This is a genomic window from Sphingomonas sp. (assembly GCF_019746665.1).
In the GTDB taxonomy this organism is placed as follows: Bacteria; Pseudomonadota; Alphaproteobacteria; order Sphingomonadales; family Sphingomonadaceae; genus Sphingomonas.
Window position 1 is genome coordinate 20,105 of record NZ_JAIERS010000030.1, and the last position, 12,917, is coordinate 33,021.

Below are 12,917 nucleotides of genomic sequence, written 5' to 3' on the forward strand. Positions count from 1 at the left end.
ATTCGGAAAGTATCGTCGTCTCCGAAAATCCCTCATTCGGGCAGAAAGCCCAGCTCATAGACCTGCGGGCGCAACTTATTGCTGAGGGCCGCGTAGGCGGCCTTGAAAGGATCGAGATCGGTTAGCGCGCTGTCACCATAAGCTTCGAGCGCGCGACGCACCTGATACCATCCGGCGTCGGGGCGGTTCAGCTTCAGTTCCTGCCTAATCTTGTTGGGAAAGCTGGTGGCGTGGAAGCGGGCGAACAGCTTGCGGCCTTCGTCAAGCACGCTGCGGGCTTCGGGCGAGAAGGTCATACCCGCCATGTACCGGACCATGAAGTCGCTCTCGAACCGCGCCTTCGCGCCGACTTCGGCTTCGGTGAAGGGGATGAAGTGGTTGGTGAGGCTCCAGTCGCGACCGTTCCAGCGTAGCCCGTCCGCGCCCGCAGTGAGATTGCTGTTATTGAACAGCATCCAGACGAGACAATCGGACTTGAACTCGTCTGAGAGCGGCTGCGAGGGTTGGAGGAACTGGTCGCGGTCGTTGAGCCATGTCGGCTTAATGAGTAGTCTTACGGTAAAAACGGTCGCAGCTTGCCAAAGATTATCCGGCGTAACGAAAAAACCCCGAGCACTGCTGTATCCCGATGACATCAAAAAAGTCTTTGCCACCGTATTTTGGAAGTCATTGCCAGCGCAGTTGAGCCAAGCAATAGCACCGTCTGACCATCTGGTCCCCCGAAGGTCGGTGCTGGAAGTGGCAGGAGTGATTGCGCCTTTGAGCGGGATCACTTCCTGCCTGTTTGAGGGTCGCCTAAACACCCAATCAGTAAGGAGTTTGAGGCCATCGTAATTCAAATACGTCTTTTCGCCGATTTGATTACCGTCCTTGTCCAAAGCAACCGCAGTCACATTGTCGATCACCGAGTTCGCGCTGGTGTCCCACACGAAAAACGAGATAGGAAAGTTACCCTTTAGCGCATCGAACGTTCGACTATGAACGGCAAATCCGCCGAGATATTCCGCGCGCCAAACCTGACGAAATTCATTGAGCGTAGGCGTCGAGATGTATTTTACTTTGCTGAAGATCGCCAGTTTAGCAGTAGGCATCTCCTGATATACTCGGGCAATGAACTGCATAGAGAGCTCGTTCGTTGCCTTTCCATATTGGCTCATCGCCGTACGAGCAAACCGCGTATTTGCAACGCCAAGCTTGTTTTCGCTTTTTGCCATCGGGACTGCGAGGCCCCCGCCTGTGGCCTCCGCATAAGGCGGATTGATCAGCACAAGGATCGGCTTTGCGCCTTTCCTGCCCTCGCGCGCATCGACAATCGCTTGTCGTAGCGCCAACGGTACCTTGCCCGACAGGCTATAGTCGATCTCGCCAAAATCGGTTACATCGTCGTTGAGGTAATCATATTGGAAAATCTCCGCCCCGGCGAAGGCGGGGTTACTGCGCATAATCGTTACGTCCTCCTGATCCAGGGTGGACATGAAGACATTGCGCAGTTTGTTATGCTTGGCCTCCAGATTGCCGACGCCCGCACACATATCCCAGACGATGTATTTCTGCTGCCAGTCCGCGCCCAATGTGGCGGTGAGCTGGTCGTAGGCTTTGTCCACGATATGGAGCGGAGTGTAGAATGCGCCCTTGAATTTCTGTTCGTCTTGCGGGAGCAGGCTATCGCGCCGTTCGAGCAGATAATGCCGCTCCGCCTCTGGCTCTGGCGGGCGGTGGTAGATGTTCCAGAAGTTGCGATAGCCACGCTCGCTGGCGAGTTCGTATTGCTCGGCGCCCAGAATGAACACCGGCTTGTCGCCGCTGAACAGCAGGCGCGCGGGCAGGTTGCGCATCGCTTCGTTGCGGCCATCGTGCATGATGTCTGCAAAGAACAGCACGGCATAGTCGGCCTCGCGCTTAACGCCGAGTTCGACGCCGATCATCGCCACCCATTTGTCGAACACCTGTCGCAGGTTGTTGCGTGTGATCGGTGTGCGGATGATCCGACCTTCGCGCACCGCGTCCTTCGCGGCCTTGATAAATTCGGCTTCGTAACCGTCGATCCGGTAGAGGATGAAATGGGTCTCGATGGTAGGGGCAATCTGCGCGGCTAGTGCCTTGTCGGCGGCTGATCCGGACTTGGGCCACGTGATGGACTTATCGTCGAGGATCGGCAGCGCGTGTTCGGTCGCCATCAGGGCGGCTTTTTCACGGTCGATCACGCACAAGAAGCCGGGGATGGCCTCACCGCGTTTCCGCGCGGCGCGGACGTAGACCAGCAACTGCGCGAACATCAGTAGCGGCGGAGTGGGAGCTTCCTTGGCCTCGAACCAGATTTCCGGTGTCTGGATATCCACCAGCCCCTTGAACACGCCCTTCAGGCCGAGCGCCGCAATATAGGCATCTTTGACATCTTCTTCGGTGCGGGCAGTGGAGAGCGACTGAAGGAGATTCATGACCCAGGTTTTTCCGTTTTTCGCTCGATCAGATGGCAGACAGGTATAGATTTGTTTCGGTCTTTGGCGATACCATCCCCCCTAATAATCCTTGCTCACCCGCGCGTTGATGCTCTGCCGCCCGAGCGTCGAGATCGTCGACAGGATCGACAGCCACCGCGTCACCCGGAACTCGACCTGGGTCGCCGAATAGCCCTGGCCGTCGGTGATGATCTCCGCATAGAGCCGCCGCGTGATATATTTCCCCGCCGCGACTGAGGTCGTGCGGCCGATCTGCTGGTCGGGCGGCAGGATGCGCAGCCGGTCGAGCCCCACCACCCGGCGCAGCGAGTTGATCGGGTTCAGCCCCGTCCCGCCATTTTGCAGCGCCGATACCGCCGCCGCCAGCTGCAACGCCTCGGGCGCCGACAGGCTGGTGATCGAGGTGCCGAACAACAGGCGTGACAGCAGCTCGTCCTGCGGCAGCGCGGGGTTGCTCGAGAACAGGATTTCGGGCTTGGTCGAGGGGCCGGTGACGCGGATCGTGGCGGACAGGCCGGTGGTGGTCGCGTCGGCCTCGATATCGAGCGCGGGGTCCGGCGGCGAATTGCCGAGGAAGCGGATCACCCCGCGGCGGATATCGAACTGGCGGCCCGAAAATTCATAGGTGCCGCGGATGATCTGCGCCCGGCCGCCGATCGTCGGCGCCTCCGCGATCCCGCCCAGCTGCATGTCCGCCGACCAGAAGGAGGTGAGGCCGAGCCCGGTCACCGACAGCGCGTCATCGGTGCGGGCGTGGACGTCGAGCCGCCAGCTGCCCTGCGGCGCCTCCGCCTCCACCTCGCCGCCGGGCAGGTTGATCTCGCGCAGGTTGAGCTTGGGCACCGCCGCCGCCTGCACCGCCTGCCCCAGCCGATAGCGCGCGACATCGAGCCGCACATCGCCCGCGATCAGCCCGCCATCGCCGTCCGAGCGGATGCTCAAGGGGCCGGTGATCGTCGCGCCGATATCGTCGCGGTTGATCATCACCGCGCGGCTCGCCTGCAGCTTCAGGTCCATGCCGAAGCCGTTGACCGCGGCGAAATCGAAGCCGCCCGATCCCGTGACGCGCCCGCCGCGCCCGGCGTCCGCCGCGAAATTGTCGATCGTGAGGCGCGATCCGCTGAAGCGCCCGTCGCCGGTGACGTTGGTGAGCACGGTGCCGGTGCGCGTGCTCTCGATCCGCGCGCCCTTCGCGCGCAGCAGCCCGCGGATGCTGGGGTTGTTCACCCGCCCGCCGAGATCGGCGCCGATCGCGACCGGGCCGGACAGGTCGAACAGCTCGATGCCGGTGAGCCGCCAGAGCGTGTCCGCCGGCCCATCATAGCGCAGCTGCGCGAACAACGGCGCGTTGGTGAGCCGGTCGACCAGGGCTTCGCCGGCGAGCGGCGTCAGCAGCGCCTGGGCGCGGCCGATCGTCTTGCCGCCCGATGCCATCACCGCGCGCATCGCCGCGCGGTCGGTCTGCAGGATGCCCGCCAGCCCAAACTCGACCGGCTGCGAGCGCAGCACCAGCCCGGCGCGGCTCAACCCCCGCACCCGCAGATCGACGCGGCCCGTCGGCGCCCCACCGCGCGCCTGGGCGTAGCTGAGCTTGCCCGAAGCGCTGCCCGACAGCCCCAGCCCCGGCACCGCGAGATCGAGGATCGTCATCGGCAGATTGTCGAGCGAGGCGTCGAGCGCCGCGCTTTCCTCGGCGAAGCGGCCGCTGATGCTGCCGGTGCCGCCGGCGAAGCTCAGCCGGGTTTCGGCGAGCCGCCACGCCTCGCCCTCGCGCGTCACGATCGCGGCGTTCTCCAGCTTGAGCGGGCGCCGCTCGATCTGGCCGTTCGCGCGGATCGTGTAGCGATCGGGGGCGATGTCGGCATCGGCGGTCAAGTCGAAGGCGGCGCCGCGCGCCCCGGCCAGCCGTACGGTCGCGGTGCCGGTGCCGTTGCGCAGCGTCGCGCTCGCCGAGAAGCGGCCGAGCGCGAGTGTCCCCTGGCGCAGCCCCTGCCCCTCCGCCCGTGCGGCGATCGTCGCGCCCTCGGGATCGAGCAACGCGGTCACGTCGAGCCGCCCGCGCCGCAACCGGGTGTCGCCGAAGCGCGCATTGTCCGCCGCGAGTAGCGCCGCGACGCGCTGATGGCCTTCGGCAGGCGCGAAATCGATCCGCCCGCTCGCCGCGCCGTCCACGCTCAGCCGCCCCTCGAACCCATCGGGCTGCGAGGTGAGATCGCCGCGCCCGTGCATATCGGCGACATCGAGCGTGGCGATCCGCACCACCGTGCGCTGCCCCTCGGCGATCAGCAGCGCGCCCTGGCCGGTGAACGCGCCGAGCGTCGAGCCGCCTTGCGCGCGCCAGTCATAGCCGGGCACGGTCGGGTCGAGATGCGCGGTCACATCGGCCAGGCCCAGCGCATCGGCGGGACGTGGCAGGCGCAGGTCGATCGTCGGGCGCTCCAGCCGGCCGTCGATCACCAGCGCCGCGATCGGGCCATAGCGCGCCTGCGTTCCGGTCGCCTCGAAATGCACCTCGGGGCTGTCGGGCCGGCGATAGCCTTGGGCGGTCAGGCGGATATCGGGCGCGGTAACGGTCAAATCCTGGAAGCGCAGGATCTTGTCGGGCGCCTGGATGAAGCGGGTCGCGAGCCGGGGCAGGCCGGCGGCGAGATGCTGGAACAGTTCATTGTCCAGCCGCAGCACCCGCGCCTCGGCGGTGCCGGCGAACACTTCGCCCTGCCCGCCCGGCGCCGGGCGCACCGTCAGCCGCCCGCCCCCCGTCACCAGCCCCAGCCCGTGCAGCTCGAGCCGGGGGACGGCGGCGTCGATCACCGCCAGGAAATCGGGCCGGCCGATCGCGAAGCGCGCCTCGATCGCGGCGTTCAACAGCTTGGTGCGCAGCTTCAGCCCGCGCCCGGTCGCCCAACCATTGGCGATCACCATCGCCCCCTCCAGCCGGGGCGCGAGCAGGATGTTCTCGATCAGCGGATCGACCCCGCTCACGCGCCGCGCCGTGCCGCTCACCGGGATCACCGTGCCGTTGCCGGTGATCCGCCCGCGCCCGGCGAGCCGAATATCGTCGAGCCCCTCATGCCCGCCAAAATTCATATGCGGGGCGAGGAAGCGATACTCGAAGGCGGGGCGTTCGAGCGGCCCATCGAGGATCGCGCGCACCTCCACCGGCTGGCCACTCCAGCGCGGGTTGAGCGCATCGACCCGGGTCAGCCGCGCGGCGATCCGGGTGTCGAGCAGCTGCCGCCGCGCGAGATCGAGGGCGCCCGTCACGCGTGTGTCGAGCCCCGCCGAGCGCAGCCGCAGCCGCCCATCGAGCAGCCGGTGGTCGAGCGTCGCCTGCCCGCTCACCCCAAGGCGCGGCAGGAAATATTTGACGCCGTTCCCCCGGATCAGCCCGCGCACGTCGATCCAGCCGTCGAGGGCATAGCGCCCGGCATCGTTCGCCAGCGCGAGCTGGACGCGGCGGGTGCCGCCCAGCGTCGCCACGCCCTGCCCGCGCCAGCGCGCCCAGCGGCCATCACCCGCGATGCGCAGCGCGACCGGCTGGCGCTGGCCGATCAGCCTGGCGAGCAGCCCGTCCGCGGCGCCATCGGCGCGCGCGTCGAGATCGAAGCGATCGCGATCGGGGGCCGCGTCGAGCAGCAGGCGCAGGCTGTCGCTCCCCGCCACACGCGCGTCCACCCGCACCAGCGCGCGGCGGTCACGCACTTCGGCGCTCCCCACCAGTCGCCCGACGCGCGGGGTGCCGGTGAGCTTCGCGGCGGTCTGCAGCCGATCGATGCGCAGCCGCCCGATCGTGATGTCGAATCCGGGCAGGATCGGCCCCTTGCGCGGCGTGGGGCGCGGCTCGGGCTGCTTGAACAGCCGCGCCAGCGGCACGTCGAGCCCGTCGATCGCGAGTTCGTTGCGCAGCCATGCCCAGGGGCGCCAGCTCAAGTCGGCGCGGGGTGCGACCAGCACCAGCCCCTTGGGATCGCGGATGCGGACGTCGATCAGCGTCGCCCGGCCATAGATCGAGCCCGTTATCCGCCCGATCGAATAGCGCATCCCGTCCGCGCCCTGATACGCCGCCAGCCGCTCGGTGATCAGCCGGTGGCCGATGCTGGTATCAAGCAGCAGCGCGAGTGCCGCCAGCGCCGCGAACGCGACGCCGATCACCCCCGCGATCATCCGGCCCCAGCGCCAGCGGCGGCGCGGCGGCGGGGTGGTGTTGGCCGCCGCCTCGCTCAAAATGCCTGCCCCAGCCCGACATAAACGGCGATCCGGGTATCGCCGCGCTGCGGGTTGATCGGGGTGCCGATGTCGATGCGGATCGGGCCGAAGTTGGAGTAATAACGAACCCCCAGCCCGGCGCCATATTGCAGCCCGGTAAAGCGCGGCAGCGGCGAGGTGTAGATGTTGCCCGCGTCGAAGAACGGCACCACCCCGAACGGCCCGAAGGCCTTCACCCGCGCCTCGATCGAAAATTCGGTCAGGCTGCGCCCACCGATCGGATCGTTGTTCACGTCGCGCGGGCCAATCGCCTGGAAGCCATAGCCGCGCACCGAAGCGCCGCCGCCCGCATAGAAGCGCCGCGAGGGCGCGATCGCGTCGCGCGGGGCGCCGGCGATCGTGCCGAAGCGCACCCGCCCGGCGAGCACCACCCGCTCGCTCACCGCGCGATAGGCGCTCGCGTCGAGCTGGATGCGCGCATAGCCGAACACATCGCCCTGCAGCGACAATTCGGGGCTCAGCCGCCCCCCCAGGCGAAAGCCGCGGCTGGGGTTGAGCAGATCGTTGGTGCCATCAAAGGTCAGGCTGGTCGGCAGCGCGGCGATGAAGAAGGTGCGCCGACGCGACAGCCCGGTCGCGATGATCTGGTCGCGCTCATCGGATGCCGCGAGTTCGGCGCCGACTGACCACACCCAGGCCTTTTGGAAAAAGATGTTGGTCTGCCGCTCCAGCGTGCCGATCAGCGAGAAGGTCGTCGCCTGGAACGCCGGACGGTTGAGATTGGCGGCGGCGAGTTGGGCGGTCAGCACCCGGTCGCGGCCTTCGAAATTGTTGCGGCGGAAGATCACCGCGCCCGATTGCTCCTGCGTGCCCGCCACGCCACGCAAGGTGAGCGCGCCTTCGGGCGGGAACAGGTTGCGGTGGGTCCAGTCGACTTCCGCGCGCACGCCTTCGCCGGTGCCATAGCCAAGCTCGCCACCGATCGTGCGCGGTGGCGCGGGGCGGACGGCGACCGCGACGTCGACCGTGCCCGGCGCCGCCCCCGGCACCGGCTTCACCTCGGCGGAGGCGACGATGCCCGTCTGGATCAGCGCGCGGCGCAGATCGTCGAGCGCACCGGCGCTATAGCTCTGCCCGGCGCGGAAGCGCGCGATCTGCTGGACATGGCGCGCGCTGAACAGCTTGGTCGGCGCGAGCACTACCTGACCGAAAGCGAGCGCCGCGCCAGGCGCGACCGGCTGGGTGAGCTGCGCGCGCCCGGTCGCATGGTCGATCACCACGCTCGGGCTTTCCACCTGGGCGAAGGGGAAGCCCTGCGCGCCGGTTTCGGTGCGCAACCGTGCCTCGGCGGCGGCGATCGCATCGGCGTTGGCGGGATCGCCCTCCTTGATGCCATAGGCTTGGGCGAGCGCGTCGCGCTTCGGCCCCGCCTCGGCCAGCCCCGGCAGCGCCACCTGATCGAGCCGGTAGAGCTGGCCGGGCTCGACGGTGAGCGTCACCACCGGCACATCGCCTTCGCGCGCGACGCTTGAGCTGATCTGGGCGTCATAATAGCCCGCGCCGCGCAGCAGCGTCTGTAGCAGCGCGATGTCCTCGCGCGCGCGGCGATCGATCTGCGCGGCGTTGGCCGGATCGCCGACATGGGCCTTCAGCGCCGACAATTCGTTGAAGCGCTGGCGGAACAGCGTGTCGTCGATCCCTTCCAGCCCTTCGATGCGATAGTCATAGCGCGACAGCGCATCGGCGCTGGCCTCGGCTGCCTGCGGCGCGGCGGGCGCGGGCGCTGCGAGATCGGGCCAATCGACCCCCAACCCCGGCAGCGGCGCGAGCGGTGCGTTGGGATCGAGCATTGGCTCGGCATCGAGACCTGGCGCTGGGCTAGGCGGCGCGGTTTGGGCGGGCGGACGCGGGGACGGCTCTGGCGCGGGGGCTTGCTGGGCGAGCGCCATCCCCGGCGCCGCCGCCATCAAAGCCCAACACATCCCCCCTGACCACGCCATTACCGCACCTGCTCTAGCGCGGCGCGGGGCGGCGCGACAGGCCCGGCGACGCAACGAGCGCAATTCCTTGCGTCGCGGCGAGCGCCGGGCGCGGCGGGCGCCTGAGAGTTGGTTTGGAAATGCGCGACAAGCGCATTCCCAAACGGTCGCTCAGCGCGCCGCGAGCCAGCCGCTCACCGCCGGGCGCAGCTTCTCGGCGCTCGCCCGCCGCACCGCGATGGTGGTCAGCACGCGTTGCAGGCCCTGACGGGCATCGGCCGGCAGGTTCTTGTCGGCATAGGCCTGGAGCTTGGCGGGCATCGCCGGGTCGCTCGAACTGGCCGCGAGCGCCACGACATATTGCGACCGCGCGCTCGCCTCGACGAAGCCGTTGACCACGTCGAGATGCGCCGTCGCCCAATCGAACGCCATGTCGGGGAAGCGCCCGGCGATCGCCGAAAGCAGCTGCGCCTTGCGCGGCGCGGTCAGCTCATCGCCCTGCAACAGGCCGAGCGCGCGGGTGGCGATCGCCTTGTCGCGCGACAGGCCGAGCAGGCGCAGATAGCCGGCCTTCACCACCGGATCGGCGGTTTGCGCGGCGAGCGCGCGCAGCCCCTCCCATTCCTCGGCCGTCGCGTTGATCGCATAGGTGTTGAGCACCGCCTGGCGGATCGCCGGGGGGATGGCGGTCGGATCGCTCTTCAGCGCGGTTACATAACGCCGCGCCTCGGCGACAGTGTTCGCGTCGCCATTGGCGCCGAGGCGGCCGATAAGCTGCTCGCGCAGCGTCGTCACCAGCGGCGCCTCGCCGGCTTGGGCGGTGAAGCCGATCCGCTGAAGCACCGGGCCGAACAGCGCGCTGGTGCGCGCGCGCAGAGGTTGCTCGAGGTCGGTGCCTAGATACAGGCCGATCAGCCCGCTCAACTGGCCGTTCACCGTGGTCCATTCGAGCGGGTTCGCCTCGGCGCGGACCTGGCCGAGCAGATCGAAATAGCGCGACAGATCCTGGTCGCCCGACAGGGCGAGCCCGAAATCATCGGCAAGCGTGCCGAGCTTGTCGGTGAGTTCCAGCCGCGCGTAATCACGCACCAGCGCGGCGTGGCCGGCATCGTCGTACATCACCCGGGTGTAGCTGCCCTTGCCGACATTGCCGACGACGGCGCCGCAGCCGGCGAGCGTCAGCTGATTGGGCGCTCCGCCGGTCGCGACCGTCTCGCGCACCGCCCCGCCGACGATGCCGACCCGCAGCGGCACCTGCCAGCTGAGCGGCGCCTTCGATGAAGCATCGACGCCGTAGCGCCCCTGCGTCAGCGTGACCGGAGTCTGACCGTTCTGGCACGCGCCCGCCGCGATCCGCACCAGCGGCACGCCCGGCTGGAGCGTGAAGCCGCGCGCGATCTCGGCGACCGGGCGCCCGGTGGTCTTGGCGAGTTCCGCCCAGAGCTGACCGGTCTGCGTGTTCCCATATTTATATTTGGCCATGTAATTGCGCATCCCGGCGCGGAACTTGTCCGGCCCGAGCGACGATTCGAGCATGGCGATCACCGCCTGGCCCTTTTGGTAGGTGATCTGGTCGAACGCGCCGTTCAGTTGCTCAACCGTTTCGACATGGCGGATCACCGGGTGGGTCGCCGCCGTCGCGTCGATCCCCATCGCCGCCTCGCGCGCCTCGATCACCGCCTGCGCCGGCGCGTTCCATTCGGGGTTGAGATCGGCGGCGGACTTGCTTTCCATCCACGAGGCGAAGCCCTCGTTCAGCCACAGATCGTCCCACCAGTTCATCGTCACCAGATCGCCGAACCACTGGTGCGCCATTTCGTGGGCGACGACGGTGAAGATCTCCTGCCGGTTGCTCTCGTTATTGCGCTTCGGATCGAACAGGACGAGTGGTTCGAAGTAGAAGATCGCGCCCCAATTCTCCATCGCCCCGAAGAACTGGCTGGAGCCGGGGCCGGCGATCATGTCGAGCTTGGGCAGCGGATATTTCTGGCCGAAATAATTGTTATAATAGCTCAGCAGCCGCTTGGCCTGCGCCAGCGCATAATCGCCCTGATCGACCACGCCGCGCCGGGTGATGATGCCGATCTCGACGCCGTCCTGCATCACCGTCTTGCGCTCGACATCGCCCATGCCGAGGAACAGCAGATAGCTCGACATCACCGGCGTCTGCGCGAAGCTGTAGAGCTGGCGGCCATCGGCGAGCTTGGTCACCGTCGCCGGCATGTTGCTGAACGCGGTCTGCCCCTGGGGCGCGACGGCGGAGAGCTTGTAGGTGGCCTTGAAGCTCGGCTCGTCAAACATCGGTGCGAAGCGGCGCGCGTCGGGTGCTTCGAACTGGGTCACCAGCATCCGCGCGTTGCTGCCGTCGGGGTTTTTGTAGTCGATCGCGAAAAAGCCGGCGGCGGTATCGTTGATCTTGCCCGACCAGGCGAAATCGAGCCGGTGCGCGCCAGGCTTCAGCGGCGCGGCCGCGGTCAACGTGACGCGCTGCTGCTTCGCGTCGAAGCTGAGCTTGGCGGGCTTGCCGTCGATCGTCGCGCGCTTGATGTCGAGTTCGGCGGCGTTCAGCGTCACCGCATTGGTCGCCGCCTTGACCTGGATGGCGATGCTTTCCTCGCCGGTGAAGGTCTTGGCCTGGGCATTCGGATCGACGCGGATCGTGTAGGCGGTGGGCACCACCGTCTTGGGCAACTGGCCCGCCGCCAACGCCGGCGCCCCCACGCCCGCCAACAGCATCGCCACGCCAAATCGCATCGCCGTCATCTTCACTCTCCGCTTAACCTTATCGGCGGCGGACCCTAGGGGCTTGATCCGCAAATGCAATCGCGGCTGGCGGACGATCGACGTCATGCGACCAACTCGTTTCGCACTCTGGACAAGCCAATGGGTTGCGGTATGCAACGCAATATGAGCCTCATCGCCCCCCTGGATCGCCTGCGCCTGCCCGTGATCGGGTCGCCGCTGTTCATCATCTCGAACCCCGCGCTGGTGATCGCCCAGTGCAAGGCGGGGATCATGGGCAGCTTCCCCGCGCTCAACGCCCGCCCGCAGGCGCTGCTCGACGAATGGCTCCACCAGATCACCGAGGAACTCGCCGCCTGGAACCGCGACAATCCCGATCGTCCAGCGGCGCCCTATGCGGTGAACCAGATCGTCCACCGCTCGAACGATCGGCTGGAGGCGGACATGCACACCTGCGCCAAATGGCAGGTGCCGGTGGTCATCACCTCGCTCGGCGCGCGCGAGGAGGTGAATCAGGCGGTGCAGACATGGGGCGGGATCACGCTGCACGACATCATCGACGATCGCTTCGCGCGCAAGGCGATCGAAAAGGGCGCGAACGGCCTGATCGCGGTCGCCGCCGGCGCCGGTGGCCATGCCGGGCGGCTGAGCCCGTTCGCGCTGGTGCAGGAAATCCGCCAATGGTTCGATGGCCCGCTCGCGCTATCGGGCTCGATGGCGAGCGGCGACGCGGTGCTCGCCGCGCAGGCGATGGGCGCCGATCTCGCCTATATCGGCTCGGCCTTCATCGCGACCGAAGAGGCCAATGCGGCGGAGGCATACAAGCAGGAAATCGTCGCCTCCAAAGCGTCCGACATCGTCTATTCGGACCTGTTCACCGGCGTGTGGGGCAATTATCTGCGCGGCTCGATCGAGCGCGCCGGGCTCGATCCCGACAATCTGCCCAAGGGCGATGTGTCGACCATGAACTTCGGCGGCAATGCCGGCGCCAAGGCGTGGCGCGACATCTGGGGATCGGGCCAGGGCATCGGCGCGATCGACAAGGTGCAACCGGCGGGCGAGCTGATCGCCAAGATCGCGGAAGAGTATGGCGCGGCGCTCGCGCGGGTGCGCGCGCTGCCGCAGCCGACGGTTTGAGCGCTCCCCGGCACGCTGAGCGTCGCCGGGACGCGACGGCCCCGTAAGCTGGATCAGCCGCTAGAAAGCCCCGCGCAACCGCTCGATCATGTCGCGCGCGGGGCTCGGCGGCGGGCTGGCGTCGAGCGTCGCGTCGAGCCGCGCGGCGCGGCGGAACAGCTCGATACTGCCGTCGATCAGCGCGCGGGCACGCGGCGGCATCGCGGCGAGCGCGCTCGGGTCGGAATAGGGCGCTTCGCCCAGCCGGCGCGAGGGCGCGCAGGCGTCGGCCGCGCGCATCTCCCCCGCCGCCACCGCGCGCTGGGTGAGCAGCCAGGCTGTAAACGCTCGCGCTAAATGGCGGCGTTCTGATCGCGCTATTTGTCAGTTGCCGGGTCCGATGACGAGGCAATCG

General features: G+C 67.6%; 6 protein-coding genes. 1 reads left to right on the forward strand and 5 read right to left on the reverse strand.

The genetic code is table 11. The annotated features are described in order from the left end of the window. Positions 1-32: 32 nt before the first annotated feature. The 4 genes from K2X73_RS15445 to K2X73_RS15460 all read right to left on the reverse strand — a co-directional run bounded on the left by K2X73_RS15445 (position 33) and on the right by K2X73_RS15460 (position 11,494). Positions 33-2,438, reverse strand: coding sequence for a hypothetical protein (locus K2X73_RS15445; RefSeq protein ID WP_294112276.1), 2,406 nt, complete (start codon positions 2,436-2,438; stop codon positions 33-35). Between the two features lie 81 nt (positions 2,439-2,519). Beyond that, positions 2,520-6,683, reverse strand: coding sequence for a translocation/assembly module TamB (locus tag K2X73_RS15450; RefSeq protein ID WP_294112277.1), 4,164 nt, complete (start codon positions 6,681-6,683; stop codon positions 2,520-2,522). Then, a complete protein-coding gene (locus K2X73_RS15455) occupies positions 6,680-8,515 on the reverse strand; it encodes a BamA/TamA family outer membrane protein (protein WP_294112279.1) in 1,836 nt (611 codons plus the stop codon). The genes K2X73_RS15450 and K2X73_RS15455 overlap by 4 nt, the downstream gene beginning before the upstream one ends. Positions 8,516-8,815: 300 nt before the next feature. Then, positions 8,816-11,494: a M1 family aminopeptidase gene (locus K2X73_RS15460; RefSeq protein ID WP_365980783.1), complete on the reverse strand. Its 2,679-nt coding sequence runs from the start codon at positions 11,492-11,494 to the stop codon at positions 8,816-8,818. Positions 11,495-11,551: 57 nt separating this feature from the next. Between K2X73_RS15460 and K2X73_RS15465 the strand changes: the two genes are divergently transcribed. Further along, positions 11,552-12,523 (forward strand): nitronate monooxygenase family protein, encoded by a 972-nt coding sequence (locus tag K2X73_RS15465; RefSeq protein ID WP_294112281.1) that lies wholly within the window; start codon positions 11,552-11,554, stop codon positions 12,521-12,523. A 60-nt stretch (positions 12,524-12,583) separates the two neighbouring features. Here K2X73_RS15465 and K2X73_RS15470 read toward each other — a convergent pair whose 3' ends face one another. Further along, entirely contained in the window at positions 12,584-12,883 is a 300-nt protein-coding gene (locus K2X73_RS15470) for a DUF1465 family protein (RefSeq protein ID WP_365980785.1), read from the reverse strand. Positions 12,884-12,917 lie beyond the last annotated feature (34 nt).